26 protein-coding genes are annotated in these 23,993 nt (G+C 63.7%); 22 read left to right on the forward strand and 4 right to left on the reverse strand.

What is annotated here, in order from left to right; genetic code table 11:
• Positions 1-41: 41 nt before the first annotated feature.
• Genes AC3WJU_RS08345 through AC3WJU_RS08355 form a run of 3 tightly spaced genes read right to left on the reverse strand, consistent with a single transcriptional unit; the run spans position 42 to position 3,416 of the window.
• Positions 42-1,466, reverse strand: coding sequence for a dihydroorotase (locus tag AC3WJU_RS08345; RefSeq protein WP_306963853.1), 1,425 nt, complete (start codon positions 1,464-1,466; stop codon positions 42-44).
• A 33-nt stretch (positions 1,467-1,499) separates the two neighbouring features.
• Positions 1,500-2,405, reverse strand: coding sequence for an acetamidase/formamidase family protein (locus AC3WJU_RS08350; protein WP_492259628.1), 906 nt, complete (start codon positions 2,403-2,405; stop codon positions 1,500-1,502).
• Positions 2,406-2,438: 33 nt separating this feature from the next.
• Positions 2,439-3,416: a branched-chain amino acid transaminase gene (locus AC3WJU_RS08355; RefSeq protein ID WP_307052695.1), complete on the reverse strand. Its 978-nt coding sequence runs from the start codon at positions 3,414-3,416 to the stop codon at positions 2,439-2,441.
• Positions 3,417-3,688: 272 nt separating this feature from the next.
• Between AC3WJU_RS08355 and AC3WJU_RS08360 the strand changes: the two genes are divergently transcribed.
• From AC3WJU_RS08360 to AC3WJU_RS08430, 15 genes are all read left to right on the forward strand, one after another.
• Positions 3,689-4,591 (forward strand): ABC transporter permease, encoded by a 903-nt coding sequence (locus tag AC3WJU_RS08360; RefSeq protein ID WP_148667466.1) that lies wholly within the window; start codon positions 3,689-3,691, stop codon positions 4,589-4,591.
• The gene (locus AC3WJU_RS08365) at positions 4,588-5,478 is read left to right on the forward strand and encodes an ABC transporter ATP-binding protein (protein ID WP_492259629.1); all 891 of its coding nucleotides are present in this window, start codon (positions 4,588-4,590) and stop codon (positions 5,476-5,478) included. Before AC3WJU_RS08360 ends, AC3WJU_RS08365 begins: the two co-directional genes overlap by 4 nt.
• A gap of 2 nt (positions 5,479-5,480) precedes the next feature.
• Entirely contained in the window at positions 5,481-6,293 is an 813-nt protein-coding gene (locus AC3WJU_RS08370; protein ID WP_284989435.1) for an ATP-binding cassette domain-containing protein, read from the forward strand.
• Positions 6,290-7,351: an ABC transporter permease gene (locus AC3WJU_RS08375; protein WP_492259630.1), complete on the forward strand. Its 1,062-nt coding sequence runs from the start codon at positions 6,290-6,292 to the stop codon at positions 7,349-7,351. The genes AC3WJU_RS08370 and AC3WJU_RS08375 overlap by 4 nt, the downstream gene beginning before the upstream one ends.
• 63 nt (positions 7,352-7,414) lie before the next feature.
• Positions 7,415-8,239 carry an MBL fold metallo-hydrolase gene (locus AC3WJU_RS08380; RefSeq protein ID WP_059388287.1) on the forward strand — a complete coding sequence of 275 codons (825 nt, stop codon included), beginning with the start codon at positions 7,415-7,417 and terminating at the stop codon, positions 8,237-8,239.
• Between the two features lie 10 nt (positions 8,240-8,249).
• Complete coding sequence (locus tag AC3WJU_RS08385) at positions 8,250-9,065, forward strand: MBL fold metallo-hydrolase (RefSeq protein ID WP_492259631.1); 816 nt, start codon at positions 8,250-8,252, stop codon at positions 9,063-9,065.
• A gap of 73 nt (positions 9,066-9,138) precedes the next feature.
• Positions 9,139-10,731 carry an ABC transporter substrate-binding protein gene (locus tag AC3WJU_RS08390; protein WP_284989437.1) on the forward strand — a complete coding sequence of 531 codons (1,593 nt, stop codon included), beginning with the start codon at positions 9,139-9,141 and terminating at the stop codon, positions 10,729-10,731.
• Positions 10,732-10,836: 105 nt separating this feature from the next.
• A complete protein-coding gene (locus tag AC3WJU_RS08395; protein WP_492259632.1) occupies positions 10,837-11,511 on the forward strand; it encodes a cysteine hydrolase family protein in 675 nt (224 codons plus the stop codon).
• A gap of 29 nt (positions 11,512-11,540) precedes the next feature.
• Positions 11,541-12,281 (forward strand): MBL fold metallo-hydrolase, encoded by a 741-nt coding sequence (locus AC3WJU_RS08400; RefSeq protein ID WP_492259633.1) that lies wholly within the window; start codon positions 11,541-11,543, stop codon positions 12,279-12,281.
• Positions 12,278-13,102 carry an MBL fold metallo-hydrolase gene (locus AC3WJU_RS08405; protein ID WP_059388282.1) on the forward strand — a complete coding sequence of 275 codons (825 nt, stop codon included), beginning with the start codon at positions 12,278-12,280 and terminating at the stop codon, positions 13,100-13,102. Before AC3WJU_RS08400 ends, AC3WJU_RS08405 begins: the two co-directional genes overlap by 4 nt.
• Positions 13,103-13,186: 84 nt before the next feature.
• Positions 13,187-14,110 (forward strand): polysaccharide deacetylase family protein, encoded by a 924-nt coding sequence (locus AC3WJU_RS08410; RefSeq protein WP_306963837.1) that lies wholly within the window; start codon positions 13,187-13,189, stop codon positions 14,108-14,110.
• A 29-nt stretch (positions 14,111-14,139) separates the two neighbouring features.
• The gene (locus AC3WJU_RS08415) at positions 14,140-14,541 is read left to right on the forward strand and encodes a cupin domain-containing protein (RefSeq protein WP_306963835.1); all 402 of its coding nucleotides are present in this window, start codon (positions 14,140-14,142) and stop codon (positions 14,539-14,541) included.
• Positions 14,541-15,281, forward strand: coding sequence for an aldolase/citrate lyase family protein (locus tag AC3WJU_RS08420; protein WP_307052702.1), 741 nt, complete (start codon positions 14,541-14,543; stop codon positions 15,279-15,281). The genes AC3WJU_RS08415 and AC3WJU_RS08420 overlap by 1 nt, the downstream gene beginning before the upstream one ends.
• A 152-nt stretch (positions 15,282-15,433) precedes the next feature.
• Positions 15,434-16,051 carry a helix-turn-helix domain-containing protein gene (locus tag AC3WJU_RS08425; RefSeq protein WP_059388278.1) on the forward strand — a complete coding sequence of 206 codons (618 nt, stop codon included), beginning with the start codon at positions 15,434-15,436 and terminating at the stop codon, positions 16,049-16,051.
• Complete coding sequence (locus AC3WJU_RS08430; protein WP_492259665.1) at positions 15,976-16,773, forward strand: maleate cis-trans isomerase family protein; 798 nt, start codon at positions 15,976-15,978, stop codon at positions 16,771-16,773. Before AC3WJU_RS08425 ends, AC3WJU_RS08430 begins: the two co-directional genes overlap by 76 nt.
• Here the strand turns inward: AC3WJU_RS08430 and AC3WJU_RS08435 are convergent.
• Positions 16,763-17,683, reverse strand: a complete 921-nt coding sequence (locus AC3WJU_RS08435) for a polysaccharide deacetylase family protein (protein ID WP_492259634.1) — start codon at positions 17,681-17,683, stop codon at positions 16,763-16,765. The genes AC3WJU_RS08430 and AC3WJU_RS08435 overlap by 11 nt on opposite strands.
• An 81-nt stretch (positions 17,684-17,764) precedes the next feature.
• Between AC3WJU_RS08435 and AC3WJU_RS08440 the strand changes: the two genes are divergently transcribed.
• The 7 genes from AC3WJU_RS08440 to AC3WJU_RS08470 all read left to right on the forward strand — a co-directional run bounded on the left by AC3WJU_RS08440 (position 17,765) and on the right by AC3WJU_RS08470 (position 23,974).
• Positions 17,765-19,153 carry an amidohydrolase family protein gene (locus AC3WJU_RS08440; RefSeq protein ID WP_492259635.1) on the forward strand — a complete coding sequence of 463 codons (1,389 nt, stop codon included), beginning with the start codon at positions 17,765-17,767 and terminating at the stop codon, positions 19,151-19,153.
• A gap of 8 nt (positions 19,154-19,161) precedes the next feature.
• Entirely contained in the window at positions 19,162-19,338 is a 177-nt protein-coding gene (locus AC3WJU_RS08445) for a hypothetical protein (RefSeq protein ID WP_306963828.1), read from the forward strand.
• Positions 19,331-20,713, forward strand: coding sequence for an amidase (locus AC3WJU_RS08450; protein WP_492259636.1), 1,383 nt, complete (start codon positions 19,331-19,333; stop codon positions 20,711-20,713). The genes AC3WJU_RS08445 and AC3WJU_RS08450 overlap by 8 nt, the downstream gene beginning before the upstream one ends.
• Before the next feature lie 80 nt (positions 20,714-20,793).
• Entirely contained in the window at positions 20,794-22,422 is a 1,629-nt protein-coding gene (locus AC3WJU_RS08455; RefSeq protein WP_306963824.1) for an ATP-binding protein, read from the forward strand.
• Positions 22,419-23,090: a response regulator gene (locus tag AC3WJU_RS08460; protein ID WP_059388273.1), complete on the forward strand. Its 672-nt coding sequence runs from the start codon at positions 22,419-22,421 to the stop codon at positions 23,088-23,090. The genes AC3WJU_RS08455 and AC3WJU_RS08460 overlap by 4 nt, the downstream gene beginning before the upstream one ends.
• Before the next feature lie 87 nt (positions 23,091-23,177).
• Positions 23,178-23,660, forward strand: coding sequence for an SRPBCC family protein (locus AC3WJU_RS08465; protein WP_059388271.1), 483 nt, complete (start codon positions 23,178-23,180; stop codon positions 23,658-23,660).
• Positions 23,657-23,974 carry an ArsR/SmtB family transcription factor gene (locus AC3WJU_RS08470; RefSeq protein ID WP_492259637.1) on the forward strand — a complete coding sequence of 106 codons (318 nt, stop codon included), beginning with the start codon at positions 23,657-23,659 and terminating at the stop codon, positions 23,972-23,974. Before AC3WJU_RS08465 ends, AC3WJU_RS08470 begins: the two co-directional genes overlap by 4 nt.
• Positions 23,975-23,993: the final 19 nt, after the last annotated feature.

Below are 23,993 nucleotides of genomic sequence, written 5' to 3' on the forward strand. Positions count from 1 at the left end.
GGGGGGGGCCCAAGTGAGCCGCCGCCGTCGGGGGCTGCTTGTCAGCAGGCCGGCCGGTTCCGGACGTCGCTCGAGACATGCTGCTTGAGCAGCGAGCCACCGGCTTCTGCCTTCAATTCCCGGTTTTCAACCATGACCTGCCCGCGCAGGACCGTCATGCTCGGCCACGCCGCCACCTCGTAGCCGTCCCACGGGGTGTAGTCGGCTTCGTGCAGGTCCTCGGCATGGATGGCTTTCTTCACTGTGGTGTCCAGGACCGCCAGATCGGCGTCGCTGCCCACCGCGATCACGCCCTTCTGCGGGTACAGGCCGAGGATCTTCGCCGCGTTGGCCGAGGTGATGTCAACAAAGCGGGTCAGGTCAAGACCGCGTTTGGCCACCCCTTCGGTGTACGCGACGGCCATGCGCATTTCGACGCCGGCATGACCGCCCGTGGCGTCAAGAATGGTCTTGCCGCGGGTCTTCACCTCAAGGTCGGTGCACACGCCGTCGGTTGCCAGGGTGCTGAGTGAGCCTTCGAGCAACGATTCCCACATGGAGTCGCGGTCCGTTTCCGACTTCAAGGACGGGTAGGTGTGATAAATCGCGCCGTTCTTCTGTTTGTAGTCTTCCGCCGTGAAGTACGCGTAGTGCGGGAGGATCTCGCCGTACACCGCTTGGCCGCGCCCGCGTGCCTCGCGGATGGCGTCCACGCCTTCGCGGGCGCTGACGTGCATGAGGTAGATGGGCGCACCAACGTGCTCCGCGAGGGTGATGACCCGCTGGAAGGACAACTTTTCCGAGAGGTTGTTGTGGGCGTGGTGCATGTTCTCCAGCCCGATCCTGCCTTCGCGCTGCAATTGCTTGTAGGCGTACATGACAATGTCGTCGTCCTCGGCGTGCACCGCGAGCATTGCCCCGGCCTGGGCTGTTTGTTGCATGAGCCCCCACATGTTGCCGAGGTCTGTCTTCTGCTTGGGGCGCGTCGGGGTGGTGTTGGTCATCCAGACCTTGTAGCTGCCATGGCCGGCCGCGACGGCGTCGGGAATCTGCTCGAGTACCTCGAATGGAATCTCCGGTTCCTTGAACGTGCCGTGCAAGGCGTAGTCGGTGTAGCTTGACCCGGCCCACTCGGCCGATTTGCGGGCAAAGGACTCCGAGAGCTCATCGCCGGGTTGCCAATGCGCGAAGTCCACCAGCGTGGTGGTGCCGCCATAGATGGCGCCCTCGCTCACCCGGTCGGGGCCAAAACACTTGATTCCGCTTTCGGCCGCCGTCGGAAGGACGGAATTGGTGTGGACATGCGGGTCTACGCCGCCGGGGACAACCAATTGGCCGCGGAGATCGACCGTACGTGTTGCTTCCTCCGTGTGTCCGAGGCCGGTCTCGCGGAGGGACACAATTTTGCCTCCCGCGATGCCGATGTCCAGGGTTTTGGCGCCAGACGGGGTAACGACCAAGCCGTTGGTGAGAACGAGATCAAGCATCAGGGGGTCGCGCCTTTCAGTGTTGGTGACGGTTCAGTGTTGGTGAGGTTCAAGGGAAAACGGTGCGGAGGTGAAGTAGCGGGCGGCAAGGGAGACTTTGACCGAGGCACGGGCGTTGACGAGCTGGGACACGGAAACGTCTGCGGCCGCGCTCATTAGCATCGCTGTCTTCTCGCGGGTCCACTTCCGGTCCGCCTGCAGGAGTTCGAGCATGTCGTCGAGCGCCAGCCGCGCGGCGTCGTCGAGCGTCTCGCCGTCGCCGATCGTGATGACGGAACCCCCGGACAAGACCACCGGCCGTTTGACGGTGACCCCGGGCAAGACGTGGCAGGAGAGGACAACGCTGCCCTCGACCTCGACGGCGGTAAGGGAGCACTCGCCGTCGCCCTGTACCGCATGAAGGTCGCCGGCGTAGAGCAAGGCGTTCGCGCTCTGCACGGGCAGGATGACGGCGGAACCGGCGGTGACGTCCTTGCAGTCCATGTTGCCGCCGTGCGACCCGACGGTGCTGGAGTTGGGATTCCCATCGGCCGGTGCCACGCCGATTTTCCCGATCATGGGCCGGATGGGAATCCGGATGTCGTCGTCGAACCGGACGCTCCCGTCCACAATGTCGACCACCCGGCCGGACCGCCCCAGTCCGCCGGTGAAACCGCCGCGCCCGGGGAGCGTCACCATGGCGCCCCGGTCCGCTATCCGGATCTCGTGGACGTCAATACGGAGCGTGTCCCCGGGATTGGTGCCGCGCACTGCCACCGGCCCGGTCACGGGGATCGACAACTTCTCGTACTCCCCGGTGCTTTCGAACAGGCCGCCTGTCAGTAGGCTCCGGGCGCCGAGGGAGAACTGCTCGCCCTGGCTTACTTCGATCACGGGGGCGGCGTCGCGGTCAAAGGATCCCGACGCCGATTCATGGCTTGCGTGGAGCATGTTCAGCATGCTGCCCCTTTCGTTTGAGTCGGCGGGGTGAAGCTATGCGGTGGGGTAGACGGGCTGTGCCCACTGTTGATCGGCGGCGACCCGTCCGACGACCGCCTGCCGGTACGCGTGCTGCAGCTGGCGGGTGAGTTCACCCGCAGTACCGTCGCCGATGGGCGTGCGGTCCACGGAAGAAACGTGGTTGATTTCGGCGGCGCTGCCGCACACGAAGATTTCGTCGGCCGAGTAGAGTTCCGTGCGGTCGATCGGGCGGATGTCGACCTCGACGCCGAGGACGTTGCGTGCCAGATGCAGGACGCTGTCCCGGGTGATCCCCTCCAGGATGCTGTCCGTTGCCGGGGGAGTGCACAACCGGCCCTGGCGGACCATGAACACGTTGTAGCCGGCACCTTCGGCAACGTGACCGTCCTCGGTCAGCAGAAGGGCTGCGTCGTACCCGTTGCGCCGGGCCTCCAGCATGGCAAGGCGCCCGTTTTGGTAGTTGGCGATCGATTTGACGCGGGGCGGCATGGAGCGGTCGGACAAGCGGGCCCAACTGCTGATCTGCACGTCAAGTCCGCTGGCACCGAAATAGTTGCCCATGGGGATGGCCGCCATGAATACGGAGACAGGGCCGGTGTCCTCCGGCTTGCCGTCGCTCGAGTCGACGAATACTTGTGCGCGCATGTGGAGGTTCCCGCGTAGCTCGTTCGCCCGCACCAGGCCGAGCAATTGTTCACTCAAGACGCCGATGTCGCGCGGCCCGTCGATTTCCACCACCCGCATCGAGTCAATCAAGCGGCGCATGTGGTCGGCCACCCGGAAGGCGTAGAGCTGCTGGTCCTCATCGCTCCAGTAGGCGCGGAACCCTTCGAAGACGCCGACGCCGTACTTCAACGTGGTGCTCAGGACATGGAGCTTGGCATCCGCGTATTCCACCAGTTCACCGTCACGGAGCAGGTAGCGAACGCTGGGCTCGAATGCGGGCTCTTTGGTGTCGGTCACAGTTGCCGATTTACTCAGATTGGTCATTGTTGTCTCCAAATCGTCTTCGGAAAACAGATCAGGGCTCGGCTTCACACCAAGGTTGACATCCGTCTTCATCTTACTGTTGGTGTTGTCACCATAATGAAGACGCTTGATGGTCCTGTCAACAGTGACCATTGACACACAATCATAGACTTCAATAAAGTGATGAAACTTCGATATGCAAATTCTCGGCAGGATGTCGAGTGGCTGGAGCCCCGCATGCGCCAGTCAAAAGAAGGCTTTCACCTACACCCGTCAACCGGATCGAGTGCCAATTGAGTGAAACTACGACAGCCGAGTCCCGGACTCCAGTGAGGTCCCTGGGCGGACGTGCGTCGGGCTGGGCCAAGCAAGGCAGGGCCTGGGCGTACAAGCGATCAGGGGCGGTCCTTGCCGTCGTCGCCGCCGCCTTCATTGTGGGACTCCCGCTCGCGGCGATTTTTCTCCACCTTCCCCAAAACCCCCTCCAGCCGGACGTAGAATCCATGGCCCTGGCCCCCAACTCCGTTCATTGGTTCGGCACGGACGGCAACGGCATGGATGTGTTCTCCCGGACGATTGAATCGGCGAGGCTCGACCTTCCCATATCCCTCGCGGCGACGGCCATTGCCCTTGTCATCGGCGTTCCCTTGGGCCTCTTCGCTACCACCGGCGTGGCCGGCGAGGCGATCATGCGCGTAGTCGATGCCTTCGCCGCCCTCCCCATCATCGTGATAGCCGTGGTGTCCATCCAGCTCATGGGCGGCGGTGCCACCGATGTCATCCTCGCCATCGCCCTGGTTGCGGCTCCGCGCTTCGTACGCTTGTCCCGTGCGGCGGCGATTTCGCTCCGCTCATCGAGGTACGTCGAGGCGGCGGTGGCCATCGGATGCTCGCCAATCCGCGTGGCCTTCAACCACATCTTCAGGAACGCCTACGGTGTGATCCTCGTGCAGGCCACGCTGACCACTGCCGGCGCCCTGAGCACGATTGCCGCCTTGAACTTCCTCGGCGTCGGGGTCAAACCGCCCCAGCCAAGCTGGGGCGCGATGATCGACGACGGCGTGAGCATGCTCATCCGGGGCCAATGGTGGGCCGTGGCTTTTCCGGCGCTCGCCCTCCTCCTGGTCATCGGTTCTCTCAACATCATCGCCGGTGCCATTGAGGACAAGATGGAACGAGTGGAGCACACCCGATGAACAAGACCCTCCAAGTCCGGGAACTCGAAACCGAGTTCCACACTCCCCGGGGTGTGGTCCGGGCGCTGCATGGCGTCTCCTTTGAGGTGCAGGACAACGAGATTGTCGGGATCGTCGGTGAATCCGGCTCGGGCAAATCGACCGTGGTCCGCTCCATCACGAAGCTGTTGATGCCGCCGGGCAAGGTGTCTGCCGGCAACGTCAACTTCGCCGGCCGCAACCTCCTGGACCTGCCCGAGCGGGAAATGCGCCAAATCAGAGGCAAGGAGATCGGATTCATCGCCCAGAATCCGTTCAGCGCCTTGAATCCGGTGACCCGCATCGAAAAGCAGTTCGCCAATATCGCCAAGGCGCACGGAGTGAAGGTTGATGCCTCCGAGCGCAGCCGTGCACTCCAGCTCTTGGAGTCGACGGGAGTCCGCGATCCGGAACGCGTGATGCGCGGTTACGCGCACGAACTCAGCGGCGGCATGGCCCAGCGCGTCGTCATCGCCATGGCGCTTTACCTCAACCCGCAGCTGGTGATCGCCGATGAGCCGACGACGGCGCTCGACCTCACCGTCCAGCGCCAGGTCCTGGACACCCTTCGCCGGCTGACGGTCGAGAGCGGCCGTTCGATGCTGATCGTGACCCATGACCTCGGGGTGGTGGCCTCCTACTGCGACCGCGTCCTTGTCATGTATCGCGGAAATATCGTGGAACAAGGACTCGTTGAGGACGTTTTTGTCCGTCCGCGGCATCCTTACACGATCTCCCTGCTCAACTCGGTGGTGCGTCCCGAAGATGAGACGCAATTCGTTCCAGGGGACGCCGAAGCTCCGGATACCGCGGAGCCGGAAGCGCCTAACCCCTCCACGGTCCAATTGTCCGAAGCCCGGAGGTCTTGAGAATGCCGCTCCTTGAACTCGTGGATGTCACGAAGATCTTCCGTACTCCCCATGGGGAAGCACGCGCCGTGGATGGAATCACCCTGTCCGTGGAAGCCGGCGAGACGCTCGGCGTCATCGGCGAAAGCGGTTCTGGCAAGTCGACCCTGGGCCGCCTGATCCTGAGGCTCGCCGAGCCGGATTCCGGATCCGTCGTTATCGAGGGGCAGGACGTGTTGGCCCTTGGCCGTGGCGAACTCCGCCGGAAGCGCCGCCATTGGCAGATCGTCTTCCAGGAACCCTTCGCGTCATTGAACCCGCGCCTGACGATCCGGCAGATCGTCGAGGAGCCGCTCATCGTCGCCCGGATGGGCGACCGTGCCGAGCGGCGGCTGCGGGTCCTGGCGACATTGGAAGAGGTGGGCCTCTCGGCCGATTTCATGGACCGGCGCCCGGCGAACCTCAGCGGGGGACAGCAGCAGCGCGTGGGCATCGCACGCGCCCTGGTCACGAATCCCAGCCTGGTGGTCCTGGATGAGCCAACGTCCTCGTTGGACCTGACTATCCGCGCCTCTATCCTGCGCACCCTCGCGCGCCTCAGGGCTTCGCGCGGCCTCACGTACGTCTTCATTTCCCACGACATCGAAACGGTCCGGCACTTCTGTTCCACGGTGGCTGTCATGCACCGCGGAAAAATCGTCGAAACTGGTCCCACCCGAGATGTCTTGATGGCTCCGCAGCACCCTTATACCCAATCGCTGATTTCCGCGGCGTTGCCGGTAGTTCCCTATTCCGCCGTCGTTGGCTCTACGAATTCCCGGGGGCAGATTTCATGATCCGCTACATCATTTCGAGGCTCCTTGTTGCTGCCTTATTGCTGTGTGGCCTCATCACCCTCAGTTTTGGCCTCGTGTCCCTTCTTCCCGGCGACCCCGCGGTGGCCCTTCTGGGTGAATACGCAACCCCGGCAGACGTCGCCCGTATCCACGCGGAACTTGGCCTGGACCTGCCTTTCTGGGAACGCTACCTCGGGTACATGTCCAGGACCCTGAGCGGGGACCTTGGCCATTCCCTCTTCACGGGCAGTTCGGTGTCCAGCGAAATCCTGACCCGGCTCCCGAATACCTTGATCTATATGGTGCCGGGGCTCGCCTTGGCCCTCATCATCGGCATGGCGAGTGGAACGTTCGCGGCTTATCGCTACCGGCGTTTTGCCGATAAAGCCTTCACGTTCTGGATATCCATCCTCATGGCCATGCCGGAATTCGTGCTGGCCCTCGTGTTGCTGTTCGTCTTCTATCAACAACTGCGCATCGCGCCCGCACCGATCGGCATGCTCTCCAGTGCGCAGATCACTCCGCCCCGCGTCACGGGATCAATTCCCCTCGACGCCATAGTTGCCGGCCAATGGGGTACGTTTTCGTCAATCCTCGGCCGCGCTGTCCTTCCTATCGTGACGATGGGTTTGTTCTTTGCTGCCCCGTTTGGAAAGACGGTGCGCTCGGGACTCTTGCAGGTGCTCCAATCACCACAAATCGAGTTCGCGAAGGCCTGCGGACTGCGTCCCACCCAGGTCTTCCGATATGCCCTCAGTGACATCCGCGGGTCACTCATGACCTACTTGGTACTTCTCTTTGCCGCGTCCCTCAGCGGAGCGGCCATTGTGGAAAGTGTCTTTTCCTGGCCAGGAGTGGGTGGTTGGTCGCTCGACGGCGTACTCAAAGGCGATGTGCCCGTCATTCAAGGTTTTGTCCTCATCATGGGAACCACAAGCTTGCTCGGCTACGTCGTTCTCGACGCCTTGATCACCCTTCTGGACCCCCGTACGCGCAGCAAAGCCGTGGCAGGACGCCGTCAGAAGCGCCTGCGCGCAAACCCGGCAACCATCTCCTAAGAAGCCCTCAGCCGCCTCCGAGAAGTCTTGACAGACGTCTCCCGACTTCAATAGATTGAAGACATGTTCACTAAAGTTCATGAAGATAAAGTTATTGCCCTCGGTGGAACCATTCCGCTCGATGGCCGCGTGAGCTGGGTACCGGCCGGGGCAACCGGCTTCCAGCCGTCGAATTGCTATCTCCTCAGCGAAGGGTCCGGCCGACTGTTGGTCGACACCGGGCTCGCAGTCCACAGCCAGGAAATCCTCGATGACCTGGTTGAACTGCTCGACGACGACGGCCGGCTCTCCATGTTCTTCACGCGGAGCGAGATGGACTGCGTTTCGAACCTGGAACCCATTGCCGGGAAGTTCGACATCGAACGCCTCTTCACCGGCGGCGCCATCAACCCCTTCGATGCCTTCGATGACCTCAGCCGGCTTGCGCTCCGAGGACGCCGGCAGCAGATCGACCAGAAGGGAGAGGGCGGAGATTCCATGGCCCGCACTCCAGAGATCGAGGTGGCGCCGGGCCGTCACTTGACCATCGAGTCGCCGCTCCTGCGGCTCCTCCCGACCTTCTGGGGCTGGGACGCGAATACCGGAACCATCTTCACCTCCGACACCTTCACCCACGGCACCATGACGAGCCCGGACGGTTCCCGCATCATCGACTCGATCGCCCAGGACACCACCACGGCCAAGCAGGTCGCCGAGCACCTCTACGCGAAATACGAGTGGATCCCGCGGGCCACGTGCGAGCCGCTCCGGGAATGGCTCTCGGACAAGTTCGAGACCCTGGCCCCAGAGACCATCGCCCCTTCCCGCGGTTGCGTGATCCGCGGGCGCGAGCTCGTCCGCCGGCACCTTGATTTCATGCTCGCCGCGCTGACACCGGAAAAGGCATAGGAGAATCCCGATGGAAGAACTAGTAGAAACCATGAGCCGCGACCTTCCGCGCGAGGTAGCCGACGGCGTCACCTGGATGAGTTCGTGCCTGCCGTTCCACCTCCAGGACCGCGTTATCCACGGGCACACCTCCACGTACCTGGCACAAGGGACCGAGTCGTCCATCCTCATTGATACGGGCAACCCCTCCAGCTGGAACATCATTTCGGAAACCCTTGACGGATTGCTCGGGGACAAACCGCTGAGCTACGTCTTCCCGACGCATCCGGAGCTTCCGCACACGGGAAACCTTCCGCGCCTCGTGGAGAAGTACCCCGATATCAAGGTTGTCGGCGACATCCGGGACTACCACCTCTTCTACCCGCAGATCGTGCCCAACCTGCACGCCCGGGTTCCCGGGGACAAAGTGGATCTCGGCTGCGGGTATGAATTCGTGATCGTCGAGGCCATGATCAGGGACCTGCCAAATACCCAATGGGGCTTCGTACCGAAGTCGGGCGTGCTTTTCACGGCCGACGGTTTTTGCTACATGCACCGCCCGGAACTCGATGATGAGGATCCGGTGCACCTCCCCGGCGAATGTGGCCTGACAACAGATGAACTCTCGGCACCCATCGCGGTCGAGAACGCAGCCTTCTTTACCGGCAGCGCGTTGTACTGGGCCAGATTCGCCAACGACGCCGACCAGGTTTACGACCGGGTCGGCAAGCTGATGGATGACCTTGGGGTCAAGATCGTAGCGCCCACCCACGGCAACGTGATCACCAATATTCCGGAGGTGGCGCCCATCATCCGGGCCGGCCACAAGCACGCCTACCGTTACTAATCCACTGCCCCCATCAGCAGCGCACTACTCGTAACACGTCCTTTCCCTCTGTACAGAAATTGGAACCAGGCTTATGAAGAATTCGCGTTTATTGCTCGGCTGGGTCGCAGCAGCGGCAGCTGTGTCGCTCACCGGATGCGGGGGAGCCACTCCCACCGCGGCGGTGGCCAAGCCGGAGTCGGTCGTCATTGCGGTCGGCGCCCTCCCGGACAGCCTCACCCCCGCCCCGTGGGGCGGCAGTGCATCACACGTTGTGCTCAGCGGACTCGGTTCCCAGTTGCTGGAGTACAAGACCGGCGCAACTGATGACCAATCATGCTCGACGCCGTCTACCGCGGTGACCGGCCGGCTCGCCGAAAGTGCGGTTGCCGCCCCGGACGGCAAGGGGGTCATCGTCAAGCTGCGGAAGCTGACGAGCCAGTTTGGAAACACCCTCTCGGCCGAGGACGTGAAATGGAGCCTCGCGATCGGGATGGTGCGGCAGCCCGTCATGAAGGGGACGCTCAAGAGCAGCGGATTCAATGTGGACAACCTCGTCACGGTGATCGATGACCGCACTGTTGAACTCAACACCCTCGGCATGACGTCATACACGCTCGAGTCACTGCAGAACAATCTCTTCTACATCCACGACAGCAAGGAAGCGAAACTTCACGTCACGCCGGATGACCCCACGGCCAACAAGTGGCTCTCGAAGAACCTGGCCGATTACAGCGGGTGGAAGCTCGAGGAGTTTACTCCCGGGACGTCCCTGACGGTGACCGCGGACCCGAACTGGGGAGGCGATCGAGGCTCGGTAAAGCGGGTTGTGGTCAAGGCCGTTCCCGACACCGCGACCCGGACCCAATTGGTGAAGACCGGCGAGGCCCAGATTGCCAACGGCTTCGAATATGACCAATACAGCTCCATGACCGGTGTCAGTGGGGTAAGTGTCCTCAAGTGCACCAGCCAGACACGCGACACCATGATGTTCAACACGAAGACCGGTCCGCTGGCAGACGAGAAGGTTCGCCAGGCAGTCTCCATGGCGATCGACCGGGCCGCCCTGGCCAAGGGTGCCTACGCCGGCCTCGCGGACCCGGCGGGCTCGATCTTTCCCGCGGTGAAGGATTCGCCCACCTACAAATATGACCCCGACGGGGCCAAGAAGCTGCTGGCACAGACCCAGTACGCGAACGGATTCCCCCTGACACTCAGCTACAGCGTGAGCCGCCCGGGTCCCGTCGCGAAGAGTTCAGCCGTCCTCATCCAATCCATGCTGGCGAAGGTGGGCATCACGGTGCAGCTGTTGAACGTTGCGAGCCCGACCGACTTCTCCTCGGCGCTCATCGACGGACGCTTCCAGGCCGTCCTGTACTCCGAGCCGATCGTCATCGCAGACCCCGCGTTCTACACCTACGCGTTCTACTCGACGGGAGCTCCGAGCAACAGCACCGGATGGTCCAATCCTGAATTCGATGCCGCCCGGACCCAGCTGGCCGCCACCCCGAGCACGAACACGGACCAGCGGACGGCCCTGCTCAAGAAGATGGCCGGACTGGTGGACCAGGGCGCCCCGATCCTCTCCCTGGTGGAGGTCCGGAACCTGATCGTCAAGCAAGACACCTTGACGGGTGCGGTACCGCTCACCAACGACCAGGTCTATTTCGCCGGTCTGGGCAAGTAGCAAATCCCAAGAAGCACATGGTTCTGGCCGGCGGGGCGACCGCCGGCCAGGACTCACCCGACCCCATATCCGCTGTGACCCCGGATCCGCTTGAAGGAAGAAACCATGATTGAAATCTGCGGCAAACCCGTCCGCGACACCCTCGAGGAACTGCTCGATCCCGCCACTACTGCACTGGTTGTCATCGACATGCAGGTGGGAGCTGTTTCGCACGGTGGCGCAATAGGGGATTCCGGACATGACATGAGCATGATGCCGTCCGTTGTCGAAAAATGCGGGCGGGCCATCACCGCGGCCCGTGCCAATGGGGTGCCGGTTTTCCACATACGCGTCGAGAACCTTCCCGACGGCGCAAGCTCGCCGGCGGCCTGGCTGCGTGCCCTCTATACCGCAGCGAACGGCCGCCCCATTGACCTCGGCAAGCTCAGCGCCAAAGGCGACCCCGCGACCGAATTCTGCGAACCCTGCACGCCCGAAGACGGGGAAGTCGTGATCACCAAGCGACGCCCCAGCGCATTCATCGCCACCGAACTCGCCCTGCTGTTGCGCAGCCAGGGGATTGAGTCGGTAGCGCTCGTGGGCGTTTCCACCGGTGGCTGCGTCGAAGCGACCATGCGCGACGCCGTGCACAACGACTTCTATGCCGTGCTGCTCGAGGATGCGGTGGGAGCCTACGACACGGTGGTGCACGACGCCGCGTTGACCGTCATGCGGGCCCGGCACGACGTCTGCACCCTCGACGAAGCCATTGCTGTCTGGGAGACAGCCAGCGCCTCCTGAACCATCCGGATCCAAGGGAAGGAGTGAAAATGAGCGGTTTGCTGAGCGGCCGGATCTACCGGCTCGGCGGGGACATCGAACTGGATGAGCGCATGAGCTGGTGCCCGCCCGGCGTACAGCGTGCGCAAGCGGTGAACTGCTACTTGATCAAGGGGCCGTCCGGTTCAGTGCTGGTGGACACCGGGATTCGCCTTCACCAGGAAGACATCATCGAACAGCTCGACCGGCTGCTGTCACCCGGAGAGCCACTATCCATTGTCCTCACCAGGACAGAAATGGAATGCTGCCTCAACATCCCGGCCATCGAGGAACACTTTGCGGTTGGCGCGGTCTGGTACACGGGCGGAATCACCGTGCCCCGTTCGAAGGCCGAATCCAAGCGGATTGCCGTGGATCCGGGGACGTCGATGCGCGTAGAAGTGCAGGACGGCGTCGTCGTCGAACTCGTGTCGCCGCTCCTCCGGCTCCTGCCGACCCTCTGGGTGTTCGATCCGGAATCGGGCGCGCTGCTGACCTCGGATGCGTTCACGCACGGCGGGAGTGCCAAGCCGGAGACCCGCGAGGGGCTCCGGAAATTCCGCTGGTTCACAGGGGCAGATACCGGGCCGATCGCCAGGAACGTTGCCGACATCTTCCGGGACCGCGATGTCCGCGCCGTCGGGCCCGGCTACGGGACACCCTTTGTGGGCAGGGACCTGTGCCTTGAGCAGGCACAGCAGCTGGCGCGGGCAATCGAGGAAGTCGGGATCCAGAGAGTGAGAGTCCAGTGAAGCACGACGCAGTCGAACTCCGATGGCTTGCCGACGGAACCTATTGGCTGGGTGGCTGCCTGTCGGCCAACGCCCAGGGGCAGGAAGTCCACTATCACGTCTCCTCCTACCTGGTGGTGGGCTCCAAAGCGACGCTCTTGGTGGACACGGGGGATCCGGCTCACCGTGCCCTCCTTCTCGCCCAGCTTGAATTGGTTCTCGGTGAACGTCCCCTGGATTATGTGTTCCCGACCCATCCCGAGATCCCGCACGCCGGCAACCTGCCTGCCCTGCTGGACAAGTATCCCGGGGCGCTCGTAGTGGGGGATGTCCGTGACTACCACCTGCATTTCCCCGAATACCGCTCCAGGTTCCGGACACAGGCGGCCGGAAGCCGGATCGATCTTGGCAATCGGGAGTTCCGCTTCCTTCCGGCCTTCATCCGGGACCTGGAGAACACTCTCTGGGGCCACGACGACGGCGCCCGGATGATGTTCGTTTCGGACGGCTTCTCCTTTATCCACGATGTCCCCGCAGCGCGCGGAGACGGGGAAGCAGAGGACGACGACGAACCGGTCCACCTTCCCGGCCAATGCCGCCTGTTGTCGGGCGAGATGCCGGAACCTCCCACCGTGGACCAAGCGGCGTATGGCACCGGGAGGGCTCTCTACTGGACGAAGTTCGTGGATGTCAGTGATGCCTTCGAGGCGATCGAAGCGGTACTGGACACGCTTCCCACGAAACTGATCGGCCCGGCCCACGGCAACGTGATCGACGACGTCGACGGAATGCTCAGGACGTCATTGGCCGCGCACAGGAGGGTCTATGCGGAAGGCCGCTGATTGCATAGTGAAGTTCAGTTCAATATAATGAATTCTAGAGTTCGACGCTTCGATTGGTAGCGACGAACGGCAAGGAGTGAGTCAATGCGAGACCTCATTGGATACGGGGAAAACCCCCCGGTCGTGACGTGGCCGAATGGTGCCAAGGTGGCCATCTCCATGGTCATCAACTACGAGGAAGGCGCGGAGAGCTCCATAGAAGCCGGTGATGAAAGCGATGAAGACGTCACGATTTTCGGTGGTTGGTCCTCGGATCCGCGGCGGCGGAGCTTGATGAAGGAATCCTTCTTCGAGTACGGCAGCAGGGTAGGCATCTGGCGCTTTTTGGCTTTGCTCCGGGACTACAACGTGCCCGCGACATTCATGGCGTGCGGTGTAGCCCTGGAACGAAACCCGGAGGCCGCCCAGGCGATCGTGCGCGATGGACACGAGATTTGCGCGCACGGCTACAAATGGCGGGGGACCGTTGGAATGACTCCGGCCGAGGAACTGGCCGAAATCCGGGCCTGCGTCGCGGCGATCGAGGGAGTCTCGGGTGTCCGGCCCGTGGGTTGGTACGTCCGCGAAGGAATCACGGAAAATACCCGTGCGATCCTCAAGGACGAGGGCTTCCTCTATGACTCCAATTCCTACGCGGATGACCTGCCGTATTTTGTCTCCGCCGGGGAATCCCGCCACCTGGTGGTCCCTTACTCAGGCGACACGAACGACGCGAGGTTTTGGGGTCCCGGAAGCCTCGGGACAGCGGATGACTTCTTCAATGTACTGAAGGACAGCCTCGACTGCCTTCTGATCGAAGGGGAAACCGTGCCCAGGATGATGTCCGTGGGAGTGCACTTGCGCATCGGGGGGCGGCCCAGCGTGGCCTTGGGCGTCAGGCGCTTCCTGGAGTATGCCCGTGCCCGGAACGACGTTTGGTTCGCCACTAGGGAGGAAATTGCCCGGTGGTGGGTCGCCAACCCACCTGCCGCCGGTCAGCTCGAACCAGCGTACGAAGGCCGCGCGTGACGACGTCGATGCCGGGAGGACGGACTCCAATGGCCACTGACATTTCGCGCTTGGTCCACAACGTGGATGAGCAAGGCTTCACGGCGTTGGAGAAGACGGGATTGCGCGGACAAAGGGACCAGGGGCTCGTCTCTACGCTCATCTCGCGTGACCTGAGCGGCTCCGACGACCTCTGCGTCAGTTGGGGCAGGATCCTCCCCGGGCAACATCACCTGTGCCATCACCACCCCGATGCCTCCGAGTTCTACGTGGTCATCTCGGGCGAGCCCCTCGTCCATCTGGGCGACACCGAGTACCGGGCCAAGCCTGGCGATGGCATCTACATTCCCCGCGGCACCACCCATGGCATAACCAACGACGGCGACGACGACGTCAACCTTGTTGTCGGCGTCAGCAAGCCCGCCGACTGGCAGTTCGTGGCGGACGAGTGATGGCGGCGTCGCTGGTCCGGCAGGTCGGACTCATCACGGCCGAGCCGACCCCCACGCTGTTGTCCGTGGTTGCCTACCGAAACCTGGATTTCGTGGTCCTCGACGCAGAGCAGACAACATTGACCTTGCAGCAATGCGCGGATGCGGTCCAGCGACTGTCGGGCGCCAATACCCGGGTGGCCGTCCGTGTCCCCGACCTCGACGACATGACCTTGGTGGCGTTCGCGAACACGGGCGTGGACGAGATTGTGCTCCCCAGGGTGCGGCATCCGAAGGAACTTGAAAGGGCCTATCGGGCGACGAGGTTCAGCCCTTATGGGTTCCGGCCGAAACAGGCTTCGTTCGCCTCGGCGTTTGGTGCGGACTATTCGCTGGAGCCCCGGCTGACGGTCCTTTTTGAGACGGTGGAAGCCGTCGACGCCGTCGAAGACTTCGTCGCGTTGGAGTGTTTCGACGGCGGCTGGGTTGGCCCCACGGACCTGGCCGGCGAACTGATGAAACAGGGGAGGCCCGGGGCGGTCGCTCTTGAGGAGTCTGTCCAGCGCGTCGTCGACGTCCTCGGCGCCGCCGGCCAAAGCGTGGGCCTTCCTGCCGCGGACATTGCCAGTGCCGGCGATGTCCACGCCCGGGGCGCCGATCGCGCCGCGGTGTACTGGGAGCGTGAGCTCGCCTCGATGATCGCGCAGCTGGCTGATGCCGTCGCTCCGGAGACCCGGGTGACGAGGTGCGACTCCCTGTGAAAATGAACCGCGTGGTTCTTCTGCAGCGATGCCGATGCTGGCATGCTGTGACGATGAAGAAGGGCTCGACGCCGGAGGATCCAGGCAGGATTCTTCGTTTAGTTGACGAGTCTTCGATATACTGATGAGTGCTGGAACACTGAGGAGCCGTATTGGGAAGCACGGAAGTTGTTAAAGTCGACGACGATGACACTCTGCACCGCAACCTGTGGATCACCCACTTGGGGGCCATGCTCAAGGAACAGCGTGCGGGGCGATTCACAGTCGAGGAATTGGCGGACCGGGCCGGCGTCAGCGCCGGACTGATCAGCCAGATCGAGCGCGGCATCGGTAATCCGTCATTCGCCACGCTCCTTCGCCTCGCCAATTCCCTCGGTGTGCCGTTGGCGAGCATGTTTACCGACCCCAGCGAGACGCAGAACCACATGCTGGTGCGCCGGGCCGATCGCCGCCGCATCGAGATTCCTTCGCAGGGAATCGTCATGGAACTGATCGTGCCGGATGCGGACCGGAAGCTTGGCGTCATCAACATGACCATCCCCGCGCATTTCGACGGCGCGGAGGTTCCGCATTCGCACGAGGGCGAGGAGTGCGTCGTGGTCCAGACCGGCACGCTCGTGGCGAGTGTTGGCGGGCAGGAGTTCACCTTGGGCGAGGGCGACAGCCTGACCTATGATGCCACGCTGCCGCATTGGTGGAGCAACCTCACGGACACCGCGGCCGTCATGGTGGCGATCTCGACGCCGCCGTCGCTGGGCAAATCGCATTGATCAGCCGCCCGCCCGGCCCGTCGTCCCGTTTGGGAATGCTCGTGCCGTCGTCGAACTCGAACGCGGAGTCCCTGACAGCCGACATCCTGGCCGGATCGCCCGACATCGGCGTCCACTACAGCCGCTTCCGGCTCCCGGCGGACCTCGATGACCGCATCGATGCGACGGTTCTCGGCGACGCGCCGTCACTGCTCAGCGATGCTGAGCTGGATGCCATCGCGTTCCATGGAACGTCGGGATCCTGGACCGGCCTCGAAGGCGACCGGGCACTCGCCGAATCATTGACGCAGGCCACCGGCGCGCCAGCCACCACGGCGTCCCTCGCGCTCGTGGCCGCCCTGGAAGCGCTCGACGCCGGCCGGGTCGCCGTCGTTTTTCCCGGCCCCGCGGGCATCGTGGCACTCATTGAACGTGAGTACGCAGCCAGCGGCCTGGAAGTAGTCCGTTCCTCGGTGCCCGCGACGTCGATGTCCAATCCGGAGATCTCGCGGATGTCCAGCACCGAAATCGGCGCGCTCATGAAGCCCGCCTTTGGTTCCGACGTCGACGCGGTGGTCTGCATCGGGACGAACCTTCGCTCCGCCTATCTGGCGGCCGGCTTCGAGTCCGAATTCGGCGTGCCCGTGGTCGACAGCGCAACAGCCACGCTGTGGCATCTCCTCCGGCTGGCCGGAACTGCGCGCCCGATCCCTGGTTGGGGCGCGCTGCTCGCTAGGGCCTAGGGCTCGTCTTCAGCAGCCAGGCCTGGATGATCTGCGATCGCGTCGCAGTCCACGCTTGGTTTTTGCCCGCGTGGGACAAGAACGCATCCAGGGCGGCGGCGTAGGCAGGCCGGCCAATGAGGCGCGGGTGCAAGCCCACGTTCATGACGGACGGGCCGTGCCGGCTGTCAGTGAGCATCATGTCGAGCGTGCCGCACAAGTGGCGCGCGAACGCGGTGGCCGTGGGGAACTGCCTGAAGAGGCCCGAGTCGTTGGTGTCACCGGCGTAGGGCAGCACGGGCAACCCCGTTCCGTCCTTCCCCGCCTTGTCCATCCCGGTTCCGGAGTGCGGCAAGTCATCGTTGAAGCTATTGGACTCGTACATGAATCCAGCGGCGGCGAGAATGTCCCGCGTGCCAGGGTTGAGTCCGTCGCGGGAGTACCAGCTGGTCGGCGGAACGCCGGTGCTCCGGGCGATGGAGTCGCGGGAAGCGGTAATGAGCGCGCGCTCCTCCTCGGGAGCGAGCCCGGCGTGGGTATCCCAGTTGTAACCGTGGTCGGCAATTTCGTGGCCGTCCCTGACGAGCGCAGCAGCGATCTGCGGGTTTTGCTCAAGCGCCGTGGCGCAGCAGAAAGCCGTTGCCCTCGCGTCGTGGCGCCTCAGAATGCGCAACACGCGCCAGATGCCTGCCCTTGATCCGTATTCGAAAGCGGATTCCAGCGTGAGGTTCCGGACCGTGGGGTGGGCGGGGTGCTTGATCCAGTGGGCTCCAAGATCGTCCGCTGGGCCCCCGCGGGCGATGCTGCGCTCCGCTCCATCTTCGACATTGATCACCAGGGACACGGCAACGCGTGCATCCCCAGGCCAGCGGAACTCCGGTGGATGCTCGCCGTAGCCCACGAAATCCCGGGAGGTGGAGGGGACTGGCACTGTGGAATCTCCTCTGCGCTTTTTCTCTGTGGTTATAGTGAAGATACTTCGATATCATGAACGTAATCGATAGGGAGTCGAATGTCTACGCTCATCCACGGTGGCACCGTAGTGCCAGGCACAGGCAATACGGTGCTCGAAACGGGAGCAGTGATCCTGCGCCGCGGTCGCGTCGCCGACGTTCTCGAGCGTTGGGATCGCGATCAAGCGTTCGACGGCGAGGTGATCGATGCGGGCGGATGCGTCGTGATGCCTGGTCTCATCAATAGCCACGTCCATGGGGTGACTCCCGGGCCGCTCATGCCCAGCGGCGCCCCCGCGCTGCCCGACGACGAGTGGCTCGCGAATCTTGACCGCCACCTTCTTGCGGGAACCACCACAGTGCTGAACCTTTGCGGTTTCTGCACCATGGACCATGTCCGGGAAGCCGACCGCCGCCATGCGGTCCAGGTCCGTGGAGCAACGACATACTTGCCCGAGGCTGAGCGGGCCGCACGACTGGCTGACGGCAGGGGACTGCCCGCCCAGTCCGGCCACCGTACGGTGGAGAGGATGCTCGAGGACGGCGCGATCGCGATCGGGGAGCTCGGCGGCGGACAAACCCTCGGCGGGGGAGGGCAGGACCTGAGCTACATCCCCCGCGCCATCGAAAGGGCGAGCGGCGTGCGCGTGCACTCGGCGCAGGCCCGGCGGATGAAGGAAGCCGTCCTTGGCCGCTTCATCGATCCCGAGGCTTGCGACATGGCCGAACTGCGCGCCGCGGCCGCCGAAGCCGGCTTGGAAGGACAGATCGGCCTCGTCGCATTGCGGAAAATCATCGCGGATTCCGTGTTGCCTTCCATCGAGCCAGCACTCAACGGCATCCGGGAGGGCGTCCAGGCCGCGGCTCGGTTCGGCGTCCCGGCGATTGTGCACAGTGCAGCCGCGACAGCCCGGGTCATGCGCGAACTCATGGACGGGACACCACAGGCCACGGCAGGCGGGTCGAAGGCGAGTGTCATTGCCTCGCACGCCAACCACCCCTCGCACACCCCCGCGGAGGCGCTTGCCTTGGCCAAGTTCGGCAGGGACCACGGTTGGCCGGCCGAAGTCTCCGTTTTCGACCTCCTGCACCGCAAACAGACCGTGACCACGCGGGAGCACTGGGATGTACTGCTGCAGGAGCCCGGGCTGGTGGATGTCCTCGCCACGGACTACGGCCACGAGGGCCACCACGATGAATTGATCTCGGCCGTGCAGGATGTGGCCGAGCATGGCTACAGAACCTTGGCCGGAGCAGTGGCCATGGCAACATCCGCTGTGACCGGGTTGATTCCGGGGATTGCGCCGAACGGTGGGCGGATTGAAACGGGACGGGATGCCGACGTCGTCGTCGCCAGCGCCGAAGACTTCCGCGACGTACGGTTCGTCTTCGTCGGCGGCGTCTGCGTGGTGCGGGACGGTCGGCTGACTCCGGCGGCGCACCGGTGAACGGGCCCTTGACTCCAGAGCAGTCCGCGCGACTCATCGAGCTGGTTGGCGAGGCCATCCAGCGGGAGGACGCGGCCGCCGTCGAACGCTCATTCAATGACTTTCAGCGCGGCATGGCCGCGTTGAGGGCCGATTTCGACCCCCGACGTTTGCAGGAAGCCCCTGGAGGAGGCGCGAATGACTGAAGCATGGGAACTGGGAATCACGGAGGCGTCCGGGCTCCTGCGCCGCGGCGAACTCTCGGCGGCCGAACTCGTGGAATCCGTCATCGGGCGGCTCGAGGCCACCGAAGATTCAGTGCATGCGTGGGTCCACGTCGACCGGCTAGGCGCCCGAAACGCGGCCCGCGCCGCGGACAATAGCGCGGCGCGCGGAGAGTTTCTCGGACCGCTCCACGGGATTCCGCTTGGCGTGAAGGACGTCATCGACGTGCGCGGGATGCCGGCTGAAGGCGGGTCCCTGGCGCTCAAGGGCCGAGTTGCTTCCGACGACGCCGGTGTGGTGAGGCACTTGCGGCGGAACGGGGCAGTGATCCTGGGCAAGACGGTGACCCATGAGTTCGCCTTCGGACAAGGGACCCCGCCGTCGAAAAATCCCTGGGGGGCGGAGCGCTACGCCGGCGGGTCCAGCATCGGTTCGGGAGTGGCCGTGGCCGTCGGGAGCGCACCGGGCGCCCTGGGCACGGATACCGGTGGATCCGTGCGGAATCCGGCGTCGGTGAACGGGCTGGTGGGCCTCAAAGCCACGGCCGGACTGGTGGACGGTTCGGGCGTTCTCAACGTCAGCCATACTCTTGACCACATCGGTCCGATCACTCGAAGCGTGTCGGATTGTGCGGTGCTGCTCCAAGGCATGCTGGAGCCCGCGACGGCGGCACGCCTTCAGGAGATGGTGCTCCCCGAGGCGATGCCGGCCCCGACCCGGGTGGCGGTGGATCGTGGCGCCTGGGCCGAGTGGGAGGTCACGCCGGAAGTGGCTGCGGTCCTCGAGCAGGCTCTGATGGTTTTGCAAGGACTCGGGGTGGAGCTTGTTGAGGTGTCCCTCCCGGAACTGAAGATGGCCCTGCCGGCGAGCTTGGCGATTTCGCTGTCCGAATCGGTCGAACACCATCGCGAACTATTGGCCGGAAGCGCTGACAAGTATCTCCGCGGAACCCGCGTGATGATCGAAACCGGCGCCTTGGTGCCGCGAGAAGACGTCCAGTTGGCGCATCAAGTGCGCTCGTCTCTTCGCGCCTCCCTGCGGACTGCCATGGACAACGCAGGAGTCCAGGCTTTGGTGTCCCCGACGCTGCCGTCCATCGCGCCGATCGAAGCTGACATGTCCCATTCGCTCACCGGCTCAACGGGGAAGGATTCCCTCTCCAGCGCGCTCATGATGCTCTCGCCGGCCAACCTCACCGGAATGCCCGGACTCAGCATCCCGTGCGGATTTGCCGGAGGACAGCCGGTGGGGATGCATTTCCTGGGACGGGAATTCGCGGAGGCGGATCTCTTGGGCATCGCGCACGTCTATGAGAAACACACCTCGTGGCATGCCAAGGTGCCGGTACGCCGCTGAGCCGTAGTAGCCGTGAACTTTGTCACATAAGCTACTAGGAGAGTAGGAAGAGGTCGGCAGTGCATCCAGAGTCGCGTGGCTTGCGATTTTTCGGCGCGCGCTGGAAGGCCCGGCCCCTTGCCTCCCAGATTCTGGTGTGGTTGCTCTGCATCCTCTTTGTGACAGTCACTCTGGGCGCGCTTCTTTACACCCAGATCAGCAACCAGACCCTCGAAGACCAGTACAGGCTCCGGGCGCTGGGAATCGCCACGACGGTGGCGCAAATGCCGGAAATCGTGACGTCGCTGGGGAACGGAGATCCCACGCACTCGATTCAGGCGATCGCGAGCAAGGTCCAGTCCCAGGCACAGCCGGACTACGTCGTGGTCACCGATCGGAAAGGTGTCCGGTACTCCCACCCGAATCCAAACCTCATCGGGCAGACCCTGGAAGAACCCGTCGCGGTCCTTGACGGGCAGACCCACGTGGGAATAGACAAAGGCAGCCTTGGCGACTCAGTCAACGCCAAGGCGCCGGTGCGCGCGGCGGACGGGACCGTCGTCGGGCAGGTCTCGGTGGGAATCCTGGAGACCACGGAAAGCAGCGAACTCACCAAGCAGGTGCTGCTGATCGCCGGCTATTCAGCCGTGGTGCTCGTGATCAGTGCCATGGGTTCGGCCCTTCTGGCGCGCCGAATCAAGCGGGTCACCTTCGATCTCGAACCGGTGGAGATTGCGTCCCTCCTGCAAGAGCGCGAAGCCTTGCTGCACGGCATCCGCGAGGCGATGATCGGCTTCGACGACGACGGCCGGGTCACCGTCATCAACTCCGAGGCACGCTCCCTGCTACATCTCGAAGAAAACGTGCTGGGAGAGAAAATCGAGGATCTTCTGCCGCCCGGACGGCTTCGTTCCCTCCTGACGGGTGAGATCAGCGGAACCGACCAGATCGTGATCACCGAGGACGCCTTGCTGGTGGTCAACCGGATGTCCGTTGCCCTGGCTGGAAGGAGCATAGGCTCGGTGGTCACATTGCGTGACCGTACCGAGGTTGAGGGCCTCGTCCGCGACCTTCGCTCGGTCGAAGGCCTGATGGAAGCCTTGCGCGCACAGGAGCATGAGTACGCCAACCGGCTCCACGTGGTGGACGGACTCCTGGAGCTTGGAGATGTGGACCAGGCGCGGAATTTCGTATCGCGGATTTCGGACACCTCGCGCTCACTTGGCGAAGGACTGCGCTCGCGGATCGAGCCGCCCGAGCTCGCGGCCCTGCTGCTCGCGAAAATCACCGTGGCTGCCGAGCAGGATGTGGAAATATCGGTGACTGACGACTCGCAACTGCGCCAACCGTTCCTTGAAACGCAAGCACTGCTGACGATCGTCGGGAACCTCCTGGACAACGCCGTCGAGATCCTCGCGGAGCAACCCACACCCCGTGAGGTGACCATCCAACTGGACGACTCCTCGGGCATTTTCATTTGCGTGACCGACAATGGGCCCGGTGTTCCTGCAGAATTGGTGGGCACGATCACCGCTGACGGTTTCACCACCAAAGAACCGCGGCCGGGAATGCGTCGCGGGATAGGCCTTGCGTTGGTGAGCCGGATCGTTCACCGTGCGGGAGGAACCATGGATGTTTTCCCCGGACCCGGGGGACGCTTTGAAATCTGGTTACCGGAACCGCGTTTGGAATCCGAAACCCCGGTCATGACAGGAAAATCGATCGAATGATCCGCACCTTGGTGGTCGACGACGACTTCCGCGTAGCGCGCATCCACGCCAGCCGCGTGGCCAAAATCGAGGGATACGAATGCGTCGGCGAGGCACACACTGCGGCGGAGGCCAGGGAAGCCGTGCAGCGGCTCAAACCGGACCTTCTTCTGCTGGATGTCTACCTCCCCGATGAAGACGGCATCAGTTTACTGCGGTCCCTTCAGGGAGCCGGCGAAAAGCTCGACGCCGTCATGATCACCGCCGCCCGGGACCTTGAGACCGTGCGGGCCGCCATGCGCGGGGGAGCGGTGTACTACCTCGTCAAACCGTTCGGCTTCGAGCAGCTGCAAACCCAACTCGAGGCCTATCGGCGCTGGCGGCAGGAAGCGGAGTCCCGGACCGTGGCCGACCAGGCGACCGTGGACCAGCTCTTCAGCCTGCGCCGGACGGCTCCCCCTGCGAAAGCACCCCGGCGCCTGCCGCCCACCATGCAAAAAGTCCTCGACATGGTGGTTCACTCCACGGAGCCTTTGGGTGCCTCGGAGATTGCCGGCAGCGTCGGCATCAGCCGCCCGACGGCCCAGCGCTATCTCAGCGAACTCGAACGCAAAGGACTAGTTGACCTGCATTTGGCCTACGGTTCGACGGGCCGCCCGGTGAACACGTATCTGCCGCGCAAGGGGTGAGGAATCTAATCTGCAACCTAGGGGTTGCTCTTTCTTTGGGTTAATGCAACCCTGTAGTTGCAGTAACTGACTGAAAGGAACAGAATCATGACTATGACTGCAAACCAGGCCTCCGTCGTCGATGCCGGCGAGTTCACCGTGAGGCGCACCATCACCATCGCAGCACCAATCGAGAAGGTTTGGGCCGCGATCACCGAAGCCGAGCACATCGCGCGGTGGTTCGGACAGACCGCCGTCCTCGACGACGTCGCCGTCGGCGCCGGCGGTGTCTTCTCTTTCGAAGGATACGGCGCCTTCCCGGTGCGGATCGAGGAGCTCGACCCACCCCGAATGATTGCCTACCGCTGGAGCAACGACGACGCGCGCGGCACCCAGCCCACCGAGGTCGATCCTGACCGTTCGACCGTTTTCCGCTTCACGCTTGAAGCGCTCGACGGCGGAACGCAGCTCACCGTCGTCGAGACCGGTTTCGACACGACGAGCGATCCGGCGTTCAACATGGAGAGCCACCGCCAGGGCTGGGACTCGGAACTCGACGAACTGGCCGCTTATGTCGAGGGTGGGTCGTGACCGCGAGCACCCTGGTTCCCGTGTTCGCCGCGCTCGGCGACGAGACGAGGTGGAGCATCCTGGCTGCCCTCGGCGAGGGCGACGCATCGGCGTCGGCCCTCGCCGGGCGGCTCCCGGTCACCCGGCAAGCGATCGCCAAGCACCTCGCCGTGCTGCAGGACGCCGGACTCGTTGAATCGCTGCGCGTGGGCCGCGAACTGCGCTACAGGGTGCTCGGCTCACAGCTGAGCGAGACGGCACGCAGCCTCGAGCGCATCGGCGCAGAGTGGGACCGCCGCCTGGCCGCGATCAAGCGGATCGCGGAGGGGCTGTAATTCTTCGACAACGGGCGCG

It is taken from the genome of Arthrobacter sp. FW306-1B-F12A (genome assembly GCF_058781865.1).